Genomic DNA, 16,808 nt, shown 5'->3' on the forward strand with positions numbered 1-16,808 from the left:
CGGAACCAACACCCCGACTCAGCACGCCGCTGACAATGATTGCGTTCCACACTGAAAAGGGCATGACAATGACACAACCTTCTGTCGATCAAGCGTATCTGGCCAAGCGCCAGCTGAGAAAAGGGACCGCGGGCTGGCTATTACTAGCAGGGCTTGGGGTTTCTTATGTTATCTCCGGTGATTTTGCCGGCTGGAACTTCGGTATTGCCGAAGCGGGCTGGGGTGGTTTTGCCATTGCCGCCTGCCTAATGGCGTTGATGTACCTTGCACTCGTATTAGCATTGGCGGAAATGTCCGCAGCGATTCCAGCCGCGGGTGGGGGCTATAGTTTTGCCCGCCAAGCGATGGGGCCAGCCGGTGGTTATTTAACGGGGCTTGCGGTGCTGATTGAGTACGCGCTTGCCCCTGCCGCGATAGTGATTTTCATCGGCTCGGCAGTCGAAGCGCTGCTGGGTATTAATGGACCGTTGGTTTACCTGCTGTTCTACGCAGTGTTTATCGGTATTCATTTAGCAGGCGTGGGTGAAGCGCTAAAAGTCATGATGGTGATTAGCGGCCTGGCGGTGTTTGCGATTTTGGCAACAGCAGTAGCGCTGATTGGCGATTTCGATTCAGCGAACCTCTTTGATATTGCGCCCACTGATGCCGCTGGCGCGAGTACCTTTATGCCCTATGGCTGGTACGGTATTTGGGCCGCGCTGCCGTTTGGTATGTGGCTATTTTTAGCGGTTGAGGGTGTGCCCCTAGCGGCAGAAGAAGCCAAAGATCCCGCGCGCGATATGCCTAAAGGCATTATTGCTGCGATGCTGTTTCTGCTATTTACCGCTTTATTAGTCGTGGTGTTACTGGCAGGCGCAGCGGGTGCTGAAATGATAGGTCAAAGCGGTGTGCCGCTGGTCGATGCGCTTAAGGTTGCAGGCAACCCTACGCTTGCCACACTGGTTAACGTGCTGGGCCTTGCGGGACTGGTGGCATCATTTTTCTCGATTATCTATGGCTACAGCCGTTTGGTTTTTGCGCTTTCACGAGCGGGTTACTTGCCTAAGCAGTTGTCACTAACCAGTGAGCGTAAAGTGCCTTATCTGGCGCTGATCGTGCCTGGTGTATTTGGCTTTTTGGTCTCACTTAGCGGCGAAGGCGATCTAATTTTAGGGATGGCCGTTGTCGGTGCAACGCTCTCTTATGCATTGATGGCGCTCAGCCACATTCTATTACGAGTTAAACAGCCTGACTTGCCGCGCCCTTATAAAACACCCGGTGGTGTGGTGACCTCTGGGGTTGCATTAGTTCTTTCACTCGTCGCGCTGACCGGTGTCTATGCTTTCGACCCACGGGCGTTTAATTACACCATTGTTCTATTCATCGCCGGTGCAGCGTACTACTTCCTTTACAGTAAGCATAAGCTGGTGGCGAAAACCGCTGAAGAGGAGTTTGCGTTGGTGACTGCCGCCCCGGAAGAGGTAGGCATTAGCGAGCCAACGCCAGCCGCTGCCAAGCTGTAATGTTCGGCCCCAATCGCCTAACCTGATTAGGCAGTTTAAGCCTCTGTGCCTAACGGCCCAGAGGCTTTTTAGTAACTATGGTAACAAACAGCGAAACGTTGACGACGCCAGGAGCCAACATGACATTAACCTTTTTGTCCCGCGCTAACGCCCCCGATTTTAATCAGCACCGTGAGGAGCAGCGCTGGTTTGCAGTGAATGACGGTGTAATGGGCGGCGTGTCTCGCAGTACGTTTCGTATCGACGCGGGGGCGGGCTGTTTTATCGGTGAGGTGTCGCTTGATAATGGCGGTGGTTTTGCCTCGATACGCCGCGAACCTGACCACTTTGAGCAATCGCTTGCCAAAAGTAACGGCGTTACTCTACGTATACGGGGCGACGGGCGTACTTATCAATTGCGTTTGAAAAGTACGGCGTTAGACGAAGCCAGCGCCTATCGGGTAGCGTTCACACCGCCCCAAGGTCAGTGGGAAACGCTGGCGTTTACTTGGAATAGGTTTGAAGCTGTGCGGCGTGGCACTCTTCTTAACGATGCGCCGCCACTTTCTTCTGAAAGCATTTATCAACTTGGCTTCTTGATTGCTGACCGAACTGCTGGACCATTTCGACTCGACATTGCATCCATTGCAGCGCTTTAGCAGTCTATTTTGCAAAGTAATTTTCCAATAAGAGCACACCGCCATGAAGCACTCCCCAGCGTATCGCTTAGCGGTCACTATTCTGCATGGGTTTGATGGTTACCGTGCTCGCTTTAAGCAGATAACCTTTGATGCCAGCCGTCGTTTTCGAGAGGCAGCATGGCGGGAGGCTCAGCAAGCCTCCGCAGCGCGGATTAACCTGTATGAAGAGAAAGTGGGCGATACGCTAACACGTTTGCAGCGCACGTTTGATCATGAATCGCTTACGTACTGTGAAACATGGCGAGAGGCGCGTGAGCACTATGCGCAGCTGATCAGTCAGCGGTTGGATTACGAATTGGCAGAGACATTTTTTAACTCGTTATTCTGCTCGATTTTCCACCACCGCCATATTCGCAATGACTGGATGTTTGTGTACAGCTCTCGAGAAGATGCAGCGCATCATTCTGGAATTGAGCTTTGTCGCCAGCATTCAGTCAGCGGTGATTGGCCCCAGGCACTTGCCTGGGCGCTTGAAGAAGCACCGTTTGATAACGCTTTTGCTGATCTGGAACGCGATATTGAACTAGGTGCTGGCTTATTAGAAACCCTGCTTCCTGCCGCTATTCTGCAATCAGAAGATGCTCAATTAGAACTGTTGAAAAGCGTCTTTTATCGCAATAAAGGGGCTTACTTGGTGGGCCGCATTTTGGGTGGCGGTGAGCAGGTGCCGTTGGTATTACCTATTCTACATGGTGAAGGGTTGGGCGAGCAGCAGGGCGGCGACCCCTGCCTGCACTTGGATACCGTGCTAACCGAGACTGATGAAGTCTCGATTATTTTCTCGTTTACCCGTGCCTACTTCCAAGTCGATGTGCCGGTGCCTGGGGAGTTTGTTCACTACTTAAAACAGCTGATGCCTCATAAACCCGAAGGTGAGCTGTATGCTGCGATTGGCTTTTTTAAGCATGGCAAAACCGAATTTTTCCGTGCGTTAAACCTGCAAGTAGCCAAGCGTGAGGACCAGTTTGTCATTGCACCTGGCGTGCGTGGCATGGTGATGGCGGTGTTTGTGCTGCCCAGTTTTCGCACTGTGTTTAAAATCATTAAAGATAAATTTGATCCGGCCAAGGATGTCACGCACGCGGTGGTGCGCGAAAAGTACCGCTTGGTGAAACGCCATGACCGAGTCGGGCGTATGGCCGATACCCAGGAATTCTCAAATTTTATCGTGCGCCAGGACCATTTTTCCCCAGAGTGTCTGGAGCACTTGCTAGAAGTGGCACCCTCTACGGTGTCGCTGAAAGATGACAAGGTGATTATCAAGCACTGCTATACCGAGCGCATGATGACGCCGCTGAACATCTACCTTGAACAGTGCAGTGCGGATGAGCGCGTGATGGTGCTCAAAGACTACGGTAACGCCATTAAACAGATGGCTGCGGCCAATATTTTTCCTGGCGATATGCTGTTAAAAAACTTTGGTGTTCCCCGCCATGGTCGAGTGATTTTTTACGATTACGACGAGGTATGTTATCTCACGGAGTGCCGCTTTCGACACATGCCTAAATCGTATGGCAATGATTACCTGTGCGGCGGTGGCGAAAGCTTTTCTATCGGCCCCAACGATATTTTCCCCGAGGAGTTCGGGCCCTTTATGTTTGCCAACCCGGAGCTGCGCGGTATTTTTATGGAACAGCATCCGGAGTTATTTGATCCCGATTACTGGTTGGAGCTGCAGCAGGCTATTGTCGATGGGCGAGTGATTGATGTTTACCCATATCGTAATAAGCAGCGCTTCGCGGGGACCATAGGGCAACTGGTATATTAGAAAACAGTAAGCAGTGATTTAGTCGAGGAAAACATGACAGCACCACCGCACCTAGTGGTTTTTACTGGCTCGGGCATTAGTGCCGAAAGTGGTATTAAAACGTTCCGTGCCAGCGATGGCCTGTGGGAAGACCATCCGGTTGAAGAGGTAGCCACGCCCGCGGGCTGGCGACGAGATCCTCAGCGGGTGCTGGAGTTTTATAACCTGCGTCGGGAGCAAATTCGTAAGGCTAAGCCCAACGCTGCTCATAAAGCCCTGGCGGCACTTGAAAAAGATGGCTTTAGAGTTAGCGTTGTAACGCAGAATATTGACGATCTGCATGAGCGTGCAGGGTCGCGAGATGTGTTGCATCTTCATGGCGAGATTTTGAAGGCGCGATCTTCAGTGGATATGCGGCTGCGCTATCCACTGCCGAAAGGCGGTATTGCGCTGGGCGATATTTGTGACAAGGGCAGCCAACTGCGCCCGGACGTGGTGTGGTTCGGTGAATCGGTACCACTGTTTGAAGACGCCTGCGAGCTTGTTAGCCAAGCAGATTTTTTGCTGGTGGTGGGCACGTCATTGGCGGTTATGCCCGCGGCATCGCTGCTATCGTATATTGACTTGGATACCCCGTGTGCCCTGGTCGACCCAGACGCAGATGCCTTAACACCGCCGGGCGTTCTAGCGATTAACACCACCGCAGGCGAAGGCGTTCCTGCCTTGGTCAATCAGTGGCGCAAACAGGGCAATTTGATGCTGCCTTGAACTGTCTATCGCTTCAAAAACCATGCTTTCATTACGTCGGTAATCTGAGTGATGTCGGCGTCGGTAGCGATATAAGCGGGCATGGTGTAAAGCCAGCGGCCTATCGGACGCAGCCATACACCGCGCTCGCGGGCGAATTGCCCGACACCTTTCAGCGCCTCGGCGGAGTGCGCTTCAATCACCGCGGTGGCACCCAGTACTCGCACATCGGCCACGTCTGGGTGGGCGTTCAGCGCGGAGTCGTCAATTAACGCTCGGCTAAGCTGTTGGCTAAGAGCCGCAATCTTGTCCAGGTAGTGCTCCTCTTCAAACACGCGCAGGCTTTCCAGCGCGACGCGGCAGGCCAGCGGGTTGCCCATAAATGTAGGGCCGTGCATAAAGGCATGGTGGGCGCTGTCGCCAACAAAAGCGTCGTGAACACGGTCGCTGGCCAGGGTCGCTGCATGGCCGAGGTAGCCGCCGGTTAATCCTTTTGAGAGCACCATAATATCCGGTGTTACGTCAGCGTGATTGGCGGCAAACAGCTTGCCAGTGCGGCCAAAGCCGGTGGCTACTTCATCAAAAATCAGCAACACGCCAAACTCGTCGCATAACTCCCGTGCACCGCGCAGGTAGTCAGGTGAGGTCATATTCAGCCCGCCTGCCGCCTGTAGTAACGGTTCCATCAGCAGGGCAGCAACTTCATGATGGTGGCTCGCCAAGACGTCGCGAAGTGCCGCTAAATCGTCGGCTACCTGTTCCGGTGTGGCGTTAAACGGTGCGGTGGGCGCGGGGGCGAAGTGGTGTTGGGGCAGCAGGCTGGCGAACAAGCTATGCATGCCTTCTTCAGGGTCACATACCGCCATACAGCCAGTGGTGTCGCCATGGTAGGCCTTCATTAACGAAAGCATCTTGCATTTTTCGGGGTGGCCGATGAGCACCTGGTACTGCAGGGCCATTTTCATCGCCACCTCCATCCCGACTGAACCACTGTCGGAGTAGAACACGTGATTAAGGCCGTCAGGGGTGATGCGCACTAGCTCCCGAGCAAGCTGGTCGGCGGGATCATGGGTGAGGCCACCGAGCATTACATGGCATAGCTCGCCTGCCTGTTCACTAATGGCAGCGACTAAACGCGGGTGGCCGTAACCATGAATCATGCACCACCAGGAGCAGGTAGCGTCGAGCAGTTGCTCACCGCTTTCCAGGGTGAAATGGCTAACGCTACCGCCGACCACTTTAGGGGCGGGTGCTTGTGTTTTGAGGTGGGCATAAGGGTGCCAAACGGGAGAACTCATAGAGCGGCTTCCTGATTCAAAACTGAGGTGTTGAGCAGCGCGGTTAGTGAGAGAGCGTGGCGCGCATGGACGGCATCGGCGATAGCTAAATGGGGAATAATGCCCAGACATGGCGCGTTAAGGGTGTTTTTAAGCAGGGCAATGTTGGCATCAAAGCGTGCTGTATCAGAGGAGAATACAGGGTCCACTACGCTGCCGACCCAGCCTGCAAGCATTAGACCATCGGCAGCGATGACCTCAGCGGTAAGCCGCGCATGATTAAGACAGCCAAGCTTTAGGCCCACGACCAGAATGACTGGCAACTGCATCATCCGTGGTATGTCGGAAAAGTCGTTGTGCTCATTGAGTGGCACACGCCAGCCGCCAGCGCCTTCGATGAGCGTTAAATCGCGCGGCGTGTCGTTTAGAGTGGCGTTAAGCGAGTCAACCACGCGGTTGACATTAAGAGAGTGCCCCGCCTCGCTGGCGGCCAGATGCGGCGCAATAGCGGGCGCAAATGCCCAAGGGTTAACGGTGGTGTAATCGACGGCGGGAGCGCTTTGTGCCTGTAGCGCCAACGCGTCGCTATTGCGCAGCCCATCCGTCGTGATGTGGCTACCAGAGGCAATCGGCTTAAGACCCAGCGTGCTGAGCTGCTGATGTTTGGCAGCGCACAGCAGTGCGCTGGTGGCCAGGGTCTTACCCGCATCGGTATCGGTGCCGGTCACGAAATAGACGGTCATGATGATTTTTCCAAGTGCAGGGTGATGCAGTGATAGCTAACGGGGAGCCCTTGGGGGTCACGTAGCGTTTCAAACCGCTCGCGGGCGGCGGCCAGCTCTCGGCGGGTAAGACATGCCTTGGGCCGCGCCACCTGGGCGCCTACCCCCTTGATTGAAGCCATGACGGCAGTGAGATCGGGGTAGTAAAACCGCCGCCATTCGGTGATGCGGTCAACCAGCGTTAAGCCGCTTAAGCCAACGGCGCGTTCAAGCGCTTGGGCATTCGGCGTTTGTAGTAACGCCTCTGGGCGCTGCAAAGCCGTGGCGACTTCTGACAGCGTGCCAGGTAAGAGCGTTGTGAGGCGCACTTGGCCGCCAGGGGTCAGTGCTCGTTGAAGCTCGCGCATAACAGTATCGATATCGCGGCACCACTGGATGGCAAGATTGGAAAATATCAGATCGAAGGTGGCGTGCTCAAAAGGCAGCGCAGCAGCATCGCCTTGCTGCCAGCGAATATGATGGCCATAGCGCGCTTGGGCGTGAGCGAGCATGCCAGGGGCAATATCCAGCCCAGTGACGTGAGCTCGGGGAAATTGAGTGGCTAGCCGTTGTGTCCAGACGCCAGTACCACAGCCAAGGTCGAGTATGTTGTCGGCACTAGGCGGAAGTGATGACCAGAGCGTTTCCCCTATTTGGCGCTGAGCACTGGCCAGAGCGTCGTAGCGCGGAGCCGCCCGAGAAAAGGCGTGGGCGACTTTTGCCTGCCAGTTTGGTGCGGGCATTGTCGTTAGGTGCATGCGTGCTCCTTAGTGACCAGTGCGGCGTGGGAAGCGATGGTCGTGACCAGCTGAGCTGGCTGGGAAAGCATCGGGCAGTGCCCCGCGTGGGCAAGGTTGATGGCCTGAGCGCGGATACCGAAAGCCACTAACGGGTCGTGCTCGCCAACTAATCGAATGACCGGACAGGGCGCTTCTTGCAAACGCTGGGTGTTATCCAGGCTGGCAAGCCAGTGAAGCCCTTGGGATAGAGTGCTGTTAGTAGCGCTGGGGGTGTCACCCAACATGGTGCGTAGCTGTTGATAGGCATGGCGGGCATTGGGTTCGCCCTGAGTTTGCCAGCGCAAGAAATGCCGCCACGTGGCGTCGGGGTCGCGGGTGAAGGCGCGATGAAAGCTGGCAAGCTCGGCTTTGCTCACGCCGTCATCGCTACAAAATTGATCGCCCGTGCCAATCAGCACAAGGCCGCGTGGCGCAGGCAGCTTATCGAGCAGCGCGCTGGCTAACAGCCCGCCCAGCGACCAGCCGACCCACACAGCGTTACTGGGTAGTTGGTCGGCCATGGCGCTGGAAAGAGTATCAAGGGTGGCCGGTTCAGCCAGGGCAGGAGTGTCGCCATAGCCTGGCCAGTCCACTGTGTGTACCTTGCTATGGGCGGGCCAGTGGTGTTCCAACGGCTGCCAGATGCGCTGGTCGATTCCCCAACCCGATAGCAGCACCAGACGTTGAGGGGCACCTAAGCAGGACATAGTGTCTCCTCGCGCTGACAGGCGCTCAGACCTTCGACAAGCCGATCAATATCGCCGGGGGTATGGCGGGCACTCAGCGTAATACGCAGGCGAGCGGCACCATTGGGCACCGTGGGTGGGCGAATCGCCCCTACTTGGATGCCTCGCTGGGAGAGCTTAGCCGCCCAAGCCATGGTGCGTGGCTCGTTGCCGAGTAGCAGCGGTTGAATAGGCGTATGGGAGTCTGCAAGGGGCAGCCCTAGCGCCTGGGCCTGCTGGCGGAAATAGCTGATATGGTGCTGGAGTCGCTGGCGGTGTTCGGGTTCACGCTGCACGATAGTTAGCGCTTCCAGGGTCGCTGCGGCAATGCTGGGGGGCTGGGCCGTGGTATAGATATAGCTGCGAGCAAACTGGGTGAGGTGGTCAATCAGCGCAGCGTCACCGGCCACAAACGCGCCAGCGGTGCCCAATGCTTTGCCCAGTGTGCCCACCAAAATAGGCACCGCTTGGCTGTCGAAACCTTCCACACAGCCGCTGCCGTTATCGCCTAAAACACCCAGACCGTGAGCGTCATCAATCATTAGCCAGGCGTTGTGCTGCTGGCTGACGTGGGCAAGGGTGGCAATATCGGCAACGTCGCCATCCATACTGAACACGCCATCGCTGACCACCAGCTTATGGGTGGCGGAGCTTCGCGCCAACAGGCGTTCAAGATCAGCACTGTCGCGGTGATGAAAACGCCGTGAGCGAGCGCCGCTTAACACTGCGCCATCCAACAGCGAGGCATGATTCAAACGGTCTTGAAAGAGGGCGGTATTTGAGTCGGCGAGCGCCTGCAACACGCCAAGGTTAGCCATATAGCCGGTGGAAAACAGCAGTGCACGCTGCCGTCCGGTCCACTCGGCCAAGGCATCTTCCAGTGCGTCGTGGATTTCCAAATGGCCGCTGACCAAGTGCGACGCGCCCGCGCCTGCGCCATAGCGGCGCGCACCCTCTGCCTGGGCAGCTTGTACACGTGGATCGCAGGCCAGCCCAAGATAGTCATTACCCGCAAAGTCCAGCGTGCTATGGGTGTTCACCCGCCGGTGTCGCCAGCGTTGTTGATCGACACGCTGCTGACGGACGCTGGCTAGGCGCTGCAGCCACGCTTCAGACACTGGCATCTACTGCCAGTGCTGCTGCCCGCTCTGCCTGGGCGCGCTGCTGAGCTTGTTGGGTGAGTCGCTCGGTGTGAGCGGCTTCATCTTCGCAGGTATCGCGGCGCTCTGGGTGCAGGCCTAATTTTGCAAATAGCGCGCGGTCGCGGTCTGCCTGAGGATTGCCGGTGGTTAGTAGTTTGTCGCCGTAGAAGATCGAGTTGGCTCCAGCCAAAAATGCCAGTGCCTGAGTCGACTCGCTCATCTGCTCGCGGCCAGCGGAAAGCCGTACATGGCTTTGCGGCATCATAATACGCGCCACGGCGATAGCGCGGATAAACTCAAGCGGGTCCAAGTCTTCGACGTTTTCCAGCGGTGTGCCCGGTACTTTAACCAGCATATTGATGGGGACGGATTCTGGGTGCGGTGACAGCTTTGCCAGCTGCTGTAACAGCGCGCTGCGGTCTTGCGCGCCCTCACCCATACCTAAAATGCCGCCGGAGCACACTTTCATGCCCGCTTCACGCACGGTGGCCAGGGTGTCCAGGCGGTCGCTGAAGGTGCGGGTGGTGATGATTTCACCGTAAAAGTCGGGGGAGGTATCCAGGTTATGGTTGTAGTAATCCAACCCAGCCGCCGCCAAACGGTTGGCTTGATCGCCGTCGACCATGCCTAGTGTCATGCAGGTTTCCAGCCCCAGGGCTTTTACTTGGCGAACCATCTCTTCGACCAGCAATAAATCTTTATCCCGCGGGCTGCGCCATGCCGCGCCCATACAAAAACGGCTAGCTCCGGCCTCCTTGGCAGCCTTGGCTTGGGCAACGACTTTTTCGATTTCCAGCAGTTTCTCTTTTTCGAGCTGGGTATTGTAGTGACCGGACTGCGGGCAATATTTGCAGTCTTCCGGGCAAGCCCCCGTTTTAATCGACAGCAGGGTAGAAACCTGCACCGCGTTAGCATCAAAGTGGGCGCGATGCACTTGCTGAGCTTTAAATAACAGGTCGTTGAAGGGCAGCGCGAACAGCGCATTAATTTCGTCCAGCGTCCAGTCGTGGCGCGGGGCGGCGGCATTGAAAGCGGTGGCGGTCACGGGTAAACCTTTTTTCTTTTGAAAGTTGACGAGACTCTAGCGGCGTTACGCTTTTGGTGTCAACTGTTCAGAGTGTTCTGGTTTACTACGAGTGGTTTTAGAGAGCAGGGGTTCGTCATGGTGGCCGAGCTGCTTTATACTCGGCGCCCTTTGTTAACCGTCTTTTGTTAATCGCCCTTTGTTAATCGCCCTTTATTAATCGCCCTTTATAAATTGGAGCGCGGATGTCTGACGCTACGTCACAGCCCCCTGAGTCTTCTTCATTGACTGACTTCGACCCTGCTACGGGGCATCCGCGCCCACCTCGGCGTGAATTTAAAGCACGGGGCAGTTTTGTCACGCGTTGCGCGGGGTGCAATCTTCCCGAGCTTAATTGCTTGTGTCCCTACCAGGTGAAAGCGGATAGCACCGCCCAGGTGTGGCTATTGACCCACTCTATAGAACACTACAAGCCAACTAATACAGGACGGTTAATTGGGGATGTGCTGACGCAAACCAAAGTGTTTACCTGGTATCGCACCGCACCGGACGAAGAACTAGCCGCACTGCTTAAGGATCCGCGCTACGCGCCTTTTGTGATCTTTCCTGATGACCAGCCCGACTATTCAGATCGTGTGGTGGACATTAATGCCGTGCATGCGGTGAAGCAGCAAGCGCGTATTCCGGTATTTGTGATTTTAGATGGCACTTGGCGCCAAGCGCGGCGAATGTTCCGTAAGAGTCCTTATCTGGATGCGCTGCCGGTATTACCGCTGCGCACTGAGCGGGAAACACGCTATCGGCTACGCAAACCCGCCTCAAAAGCGCATCTTTGTACTGCGGAAGTTGCTATTGAGCTGCTGCGCCAAAGTGGTGATGAAAATGCCGCCGATGTGCTAGACGATTACTTTGATGTATTTAACGATAGCTATGCCGAGAGCCGCTACTATCGCAAAATTGCTGAACCAACCACTGCCATGCAGCGGCTATTAGACCGAAAGGGTTAGCGCTGAGCGCCAGGTAGCCAGCGAAGCATCACTTTGCGCACCCAGTACCAGCGGTTAATCAATAGGGCGGTAAAAATCAGGCTACAGCCAAGTAGCTGTAGCAGGGTCATGGTTTCGCCAAACCACCAGGCTGCGAATAGGGCAGTCCACACTGCTTCAAGCATTAAGATAACCGCCGCGTGGCTAGGCGTGGTCATGCCCTGGGCTTTGATTTGCAGAAAGAAGCGCAGTGAACTTGCTAGCAGCACGCTGGCCATAAACCAGCCCAGTATTGAGGGGCTGAGCGCTAGCGGCTGATGCTCGATGACCAACGATAGGCAGGTCAGTATGCTGCCTACCGACATCAGCTGTAGTGTCGTTAATGGCAGCGCGGGCACGTTGCGCACCACGCGGGTGTTGACGTTGATCAACAGCGCGAAGCAGAGCGCCGCGCAGACCATCAGCAGTTGACTAGCTTCTACTTTGAATCCTGCGTTTAGCGACAGGAGGGCAAAGCCCAGTAGTGCTACCGGCAGGGCAATCCAAGTAGAGCGTGGCGGACGGTCGCCAAACAGTAGTCGCGCCACTACAGGTACCAGCAAAATCCCCAAGCTGTTGATAAACGCGCTTTCACCCAGGTGGTCGGAGTAATTTAATCCCAGAATCCAGAAGGCAATCGCGGCGCTGAACAAGAAACCCACCATGACGCCGCGTCTTATCCTACGTGCGGGTAAGCATCTTAGGGCAGGCCAGGCGAAGGGTAGGAGTATCAGCCCTGCCAGTAAAAAGCGCGTACCAATAAACAGTAACGGTGGCATGCCCGCTAACGCTTCTTTAGAAAAAATCCAACCGCCAGCGGCTACCACCGTTACCAGCAATAGCAATGCATCGGCTTGCCATGGCGCTTGTTTGATCGCGCTCAAGCAGCACCACTACCGAACAGTGCACCGGCAATTCTAAAGCCTGCTACCCAGGTGCCCACCGCAGACCCTAATGTTGCCAAAATAAACACCAGCAACGTACGAGAGACGCGATTTTTCCACCAACCTTTGAGCTCGGTGACATCATGGCGCAGTGTCGAAAAATCGCGCACCTTCGGTTTACGCATATAGAGTTCGACCCCCGCAGCGACAAAGCCTGCACCAATGGTGGGGTTAAGCGAGGTCAACGGGGCGGCAAAGAACGTGGCGATCACCGTCACAGGGTGTGCCAGAGCTAGAATAGTTGCGCCGCCGGACAAAACACCATTAATTAAAAACCACTCCATGACCAGCTGCCAGCCAAGCTCGGTATTGCGTGAAAAGCCGATCACAAAGCCGGTCAGAACTAGCGCGGTAATCAGCCAAGGGGCTGCTTTCCAGAGTTTAGACGGTGGTGGCGTTGCCTCCAGCGTCTCTCGCTCAGTGGTAGGGTTCTCGGGAAGCGGTGTTTCCAGATGCTCACCGGTGCCTTTTAAATGCCCGGCACCCAGTACCACGAGCACGTTTTGGTAGCGCCCAGGCGGTGCTTCTTCAGCTAAGCGCAGTGCCATATAGCGGTCGCGTTCGCGAATAAGCGGGGTATAAAGTGCTTCTGATTCGGCAGCAAATTCGCTGAAAGTGGCTTTCAGCATATCGCCTTCTTTGAGCTTTTCGATGTCCTCTTTGGAAACATCCTGGCGCGACATTACGCTGCCAATCAGCCCCGAAAATAGCGAAAAACGTTGCCACCAGGGAACATTGCGGTAAATGCGTTTTAATGTAATACCGACGTCGCGGTCGACCAACAGTAGCGGCAGCTTGCGAGTGCGGCACTCTTCTACTGCTGCACGCATTTCAGCGCCTGGCTGAATGCCTGATTGCTCGGCAATCCGTTGCTGAAACGCACCAAGCGCCAGGCTTGCCGCGACCATGCCAGCTTTGCCCTGTCTAAATACCTGAAAAAGATCCTGCTCGCCCATTGCATCAGGGTTGTCCATGCTGTGATGGCGAGCGTCGCATAACTCAATGGCAACAGCATCAAAGTTGCCACTGTTGATTAATTGGCGAACATCGTCGGCACTTTCGGCAGAAACGTGTGCGGTGCCGAGCAGGGTATAACGGGTGCCGCCAACGGTGACGGTTTTTAACGGGCCGCTGGTAGCTGGTAACGCGTTGGGGTCTTGCGCCAGCGGTGTTGCATCGTCATGGATCATTAATGTGTCTCAATTTGAATAGAAAGCATTGATACGTGTTTAACGACGCCAGAAGGCGGGTGTAAATAGCACGAGTACCGTGAAAATTTCCAAACGACCCAATAGCATTGCTAGTACTAATATCCACTTGGCGAGGCTGGGTAAGTCGCCATAATGACTGCTAGCTTCGCCCAACGCTGGGCCTAAATTGTTTAGCGCAGAGCCAACGGTTGACCAAGCGGTAACTTGGTCAACACCGGTGGCCATCACGCCCACCAGCATCAAGAAAAATAGCATGACGTAGGCAGAGAAAAAGCCCCATACCGCCTGGGCGATGCTGTCGGGGACACTGACTTTGCCCACTTTAACGGCAATGACTGCGTTGGGGTGAATAAGGCGCATGACTTCGCGCATGCCCTGCTTCAAAATCAGAATAATACGGATTACTTTCATGCCGCCCGCCGTCGAGCCGGAGCAGCCGCCTACAAACGCGGCGACAAATAAAAGAAAGGGTAACGCCCCTGGCCAGCCTGAAAAGTCGGCAACTGCAAAGCCTGCCGTGGTGGCGACAGAGACTACCTCAAATAACGCATGTCTCAGACCTTCAACATCGTCGTAGGTGTCAGTGAGCCACAAAGTAATTACGGTAATCGTGGTTAACCCAGCAAGAAATATCATTAAAAAGCGGGCTTCTGGATCCTGGAAATAATGCAGCAGGCTTTTTTCACGCCAGGCAATAAAGTGCAGACTAAAACTCACCGCTGAAATCAGCATGAAACCAACGCAAATCAGCTCAATGGCGGCGCTGTCAAAATAGCCTATGCTGGCATCATAGGTAGAAAATCCGCCAATCGCGACAGTCGAAAAACTGTGGCCCAAGGCATCGAACCAGCTCATTCCTGCCAACATGTAAGCGACCATACAGGCCAGCGTTAGTGTCGCGTAGATGTACCAAAGCGCTTTGGCGGTTTCGGTAATTCGCGGCGTCAGCTTTGAATCTTTGAGTGGCCCAGGAATTTCAGTGCGGTACAGAGCCATTCCTCCGACCCCCAGGGTGGGCAAAATGGCCACCGCTAACACGACAACCCCCATGCCGCCTAACCACTGCAACTGTTGGCGATAGTAAAGAATGGATTCTGGTAGAAAATCGATGCCAGTAATGACAGTTGCACCTGTCGTGGTTAGCCCGGAAAACGATTCAAATACCGCATCGGTGATGCCGAGTGAGCCTTCACCAAACAGCATCAGCGGTAGCGAGCCGAACAGTGCCAATACAGTCCAAAACATAGCCGCAATAATGAAACCGTCGCGAATCCGTAGCTCTTTATGGGCGCGGCGATTGGGTAGGAAAAGCAGTAAGCCGGTTATAACTGTAATAGCGATGCCGCTCATGAAAGCGTGCCAAACACCGTCGCGAAACCAGAGTGATATCAGCATGGGTGGCAACATGGTGAGGCTAAATAGCATCAACAGCAGCCCTAAAATGCGTAGTATGACCCGCAAACTCATAGCAGTGGTTGCCTCATAGCGGTGGCCTGGTTTCTTGAAGAACGTTACCTAGAAGAACGTTAAACCGACTTGGAATAGGCGCTCCACATCACGGATGCGCCGCTTGTCGATCACGAACAGGATAATGTGGTCACCGCTTTCTACCATCACATCCCCATGGCCAATGATGACCTCTTTACCCCGCACAATGGCACCAATGGTGGTGCCTTCAGGCAGGGTGATCTCTGCAATGGTGCGGCCCACGACCTTGGAAGACTGCTTGTCGCCGTGGGCGATGGCCTCAATGGCTTCTGCAGCGCCACGGCGCAGCGAGTGTACATTGACGATGTCGCCCCGGCGGACGTGGGTAAGTAGGCTGCCGATAGTCGCTTGCTGGGGTGAAATGGCGATATCGATTTCGCCCCCCTGAACCAAGTCTACATAGGCCGCGTTGTTAATCAGCGTCAGTACTTTCTTGGCTCCCAAGCGTTTGGCCAGCAGCGACGACATAATATTCACCTCGTCGTCGTTGGTCAGAGCACAAAAGATATCGCAGTCTTCGATGTTCTCTTCTTCCAGCAGCCGTTTGCTGGTGGCGCTGCCGTGGAGTACCACCGTGCGGTCAAGTCGTTCGGAAAGGGTATTACAGCGCTCTAAACTGTGCTCAATAATTTTAACCTGATGGCTATGTTCCAGGTGTTCGGCCAAGCGTTCACCGATATTGCCACCCCCGGCAATGACCACCCGGCGAAAATCCCGTTCAACGCGGCGTAGTTCGCTCATTACTGCGCGAATATCGCGCCGTGCCGCCAGGAAAAACACCTCGTCATCAGCTTCAATCACCGTATCGCCACGGGGAATAATCGGCCGGTTGCGGCGGTAAATCGCCGCCACGCGTGTTTCCACATTGGGCATGTGCTTGGCTAAAAAGGCTAAATCCTGCCCCACCAATGGGCCACCGTAAAATGCTTTTACCGCCACCAGTTGTACCAAGCCACCGGCAAACTCCAACACCTGCAGTGCACCGGGGTGCTCAATCAGGCGGCGCACATGATCTGTCACCACTTGTTCAGGGCTGATCAGTACATCAATCGGAATTGCTTCGTTGGCAAATAAGCCTTTACGGGTGAGGTAGGCCGTTGAGCGCACACGGGCAATTTTGGTGGGGGTACGAAACAGCGTATGCGCCACTTGGCAGGCGATCATGTTGATTTCATCGGTGTTGGTCACCGCTATCAACATGTCGGCATCTTCACAGCCCGCCTGACGCAGTACAATGGGGTACGAAGCCGCGCCTGTGACGGTGCGAATATCCAGTTTAGTGTGTAGTTCGCGCAGTTTCGCGCCGTCAGTATCGACGACGGTGATATCGTTTTCCTCGCGGGCGAGGTGCTCCGCTAAGGTGCCGCCGACTTGGCCGGCGCCAAGAATGATGATTTTCATTACTGAGCATCGGTTCCGTTGTAAGCGCCAGCGCATTCTCGGCAAGTGATATGTGCGCTGCAATAAAGACGGCGGCCAGTGTAAACCAGCCGCCGTTGAAAAGCAGGTCGGAATTACTCGAGCGTGAAGCCGACTTTAATCGTGACCTGCCAGTGAGCGACACGGCCATCTTCGATATGGCCGCGTGTGTCGGTGACTTCGAGCCAGCGCAAGTTATGAACGGTTTCAGATGCTTTGGCGAGGGCATTTTGCACGGCTTCCTCAATTCCCTTCTCAGAAGAACCAGTTAGCTCAATATGCTTATAAGTGTGAGTGCTCATAGTGTCTCCATCCTTGCCATCAATTCACTGCCCTG

At 55.1% G+C, this 16,808-nt stretch carries 16 protein-coding genes; 5 read left to right on the forward strand and 11 right to left on the reverse strand.

All coding sequences use genetic code 11. From position 1 onward, the window contains the following. Window positions 1-68 precede the first annotated feature (68 nt). The 4 genes from eat (at window position 69) to REH51_RS12100 (ending at window position 4,697) form a co-directional block, all read left to right on the forward strand. On the forward strand, window positions 69-1,502 hold the full coding sequence (gene eat / locus REH51_RS12085) for an ethanolamine permease (RefSeq protein WP_009724234.1): 1,434 nt from the start codon (window positions 69-71) through the stop codon (window positions 1,500-1,502). A gap of 119 nt (window positions 1,503-1,621) precedes the next feature. Further along, window positions 1,622-2,140 (forward strand): CIA30 family protein, encoded by a 519-nt coding sequence (locus REH51_RS12090; RefSeq protein ID WP_009724235.1) that lies wholly within the window; start codon window positions 1,622-1,624, stop codon window positions 2,138-2,140. Between the two features lie 43 nt (window positions 2,141-2,183). Beyond that, a complete protein-coding gene (gene aceK / locus REH51_RS12095; protein WP_498935871.1) occupies window positions 2,184-3,950 on the forward strand; it encodes a bifunctional isocitrate dehydrogenase kinase/phosphatase in 1,767 nt (588 codons plus the stop codon). Window positions 3,951-3,983: 33 nt separating this feature from the next. Further along, entirely contained in the window at window positions 3,984-4,697 is a 714-nt protein-coding gene (locus REH51_RS12100) for an SIR2 family NAD-dependent protein deacylase (RefSeq protein ID WP_009724237.1), read from the forward strand. Window positions 4,698-4,702: 5 nt separating this feature from the next. Here the strand turns inward: REH51_RS12100 and bioA are convergent, their stop codons facing one another. The 6 genes from bioA to bioB are packed head-to-tail and all read right to left on the reverse strand — an operon-like array spanning window position 4,703 to window position 10,405. Next, window positions 4,703-5,974, reverse strand: coding sequence for an adenosylmethionine--8-amino-7-oxononanoate transaminase (bioA, locus tag REH51_RS12105; RefSeq protein ID WP_498935873.1), 1,272 nt, complete (start codon window positions 5,972-5,974; stop codon window positions 4,703-4,705). Next, the gene (bioD, locus tag REH51_RS12110; RefSeq protein WP_009724239.1) at window positions 5,971-6,696 is read right to left on the reverse strand and encodes a dethiobiotin synthase; all 726 of its coding nucleotides are present in this window, start codon (window positions 6,694-6,696) and stop codon (window positions 5,971-5,973) included. Before bioD ends, bioA begins: the two co-directional genes overlap by 4 nt. Then, entirely contained in the window at window positions 6,693-7,472 is a 780-nt protein-coding gene (bioC, locus tag REH51_RS12115; RefSeq protein ID WP_498935875.1) for a malonyl-ACP O-methyltransferase BioC, read from the reverse strand. Before bioC ends, bioD begins: the two co-directional genes overlap by 4 nt. Further along, window positions 7,463-8,200, reverse strand: a complete 738-nt coding sequence (locus tag REH51_RS12120) for an alpha/beta fold hydrolase (protein ID WP_498935877.1) — start codon at window positions 8,198-8,200, stop codon at window positions 7,463-7,465. The genes bioC and REH51_RS12120 overlap by 10 nt, the downstream gene beginning before the upstream one ends. Beyond that, on the reverse strand, window positions 8,188-9,342 hold the full coding sequence (gene bioF / locus REH51_RS12125) for an 8-amino-7-oxononanoate synthase (RefSeq protein WP_039869485.1): 1,155 nt from the start codon (window positions 9,340-9,342) through the stop codon (window positions 8,188-8,190). Before bioF ends, REH51_RS12120 begins: the two co-directional genes overlap by 13 nt. Next, entirely contained in the window at window positions 9,329-10,405 is a 1,077-nt protein-coding gene (bioB, locus tag REH51_RS12130) for a biotin synthase BioB (protein WP_009724243.1), read from the reverse strand. Before bioB ends, bioF begins: the two co-directional genes overlap by 14 nt. Before the next feature lie 224 nt (window positions 10,406-10,629). Between bioB and REH51_RS12135 the strand changes: the two genes are divergently transcribed. Beyond that, window positions 10,630-11,391 carry a tRNA-uridine aminocarboxypropyltransferase gene (locus tag REH51_RS12135; protein ID WP_234667909.1) on the forward strand — a complete coding sequence of 254 codons (762 nt, stop codon included), beginning with the start codon at window positions 10,630-10,632 and terminating at the stop codon, window positions 11,389-11,391. Here the strand turns inward: REH51_RS12135 and REH51_RS12140 are convergent. The 5 genes from REH51_RS12140 to REH51_RS12160 all read right to left on the reverse strand — a co-directional run bounded on the left by REH51_RS12140 (window position 11,388) and on the right by REH51_RS12160 (window position 16,773). Then, complete coding sequence (locus REH51_RS12140) at window positions 11,388-12,293, reverse strand: DMT family transporter (protein ID WP_234667908.1); 906 nt, start codon at window positions 12,291-12,293, stop codon at window positions 11,388-11,390. The two genes, REH51_RS12135 and REH51_RS12140, sit on opposite strands and share 4 nt — an antisense overlap. After that, window positions 12,290-13,543, reverse strand: coding sequence for a TraB/GumN family protein (locus REH51_RS12145; protein ID WP_498935879.1), 1,254 nt, complete (start codon window positions 13,541-13,543; stop codon window positions 12,290-12,292). Before REH51_RS12145 ends, REH51_RS12140 begins: the two co-directional genes overlap by 4 nt. A gap of 39 nt (window positions 13,544-13,582) precedes the next feature. Next, window positions 13,583-15,031: a TrkH family potassium uptake protein gene (locus REH51_RS12150; RefSeq protein WP_498935881.1), complete on the reverse strand. Its 1,449-nt coding sequence runs from the start codon at window positions 15,029-15,031 to the stop codon at window positions 13,583-13,585. Window positions 15,032-15,079: 48 nt separating this feature from the next. Continuing rightward, on the reverse strand, window positions 15,080-16,453 hold the full coding sequence (trkA, locus tag REH51_RS12155; RefSeq protein WP_498935883.1) for a Trk system potassium transporter TrkA: 1,374 nt from the start codon (window positions 16,451-16,453) through the stop codon (window positions 15,080-15,082). Between the two features lie 113 nt (window positions 16,454-16,566). Next, on the reverse strand, window positions 16,567-16,773 hold the full coding sequence (locus tag REH51_RS12160; protein WP_009724250.1) for a dodecin: 207 nt from the start codon (window positions 16,771-16,773) through the stop codon (window positions 16,567-16,569). Between the last annotated feature and the right edge of the window lie 35 nt (window positions 16,774-16,808).

The sequence above is a fragment of the Halomonas bluephagenesis genome (genome assembly GCF_054790765.1).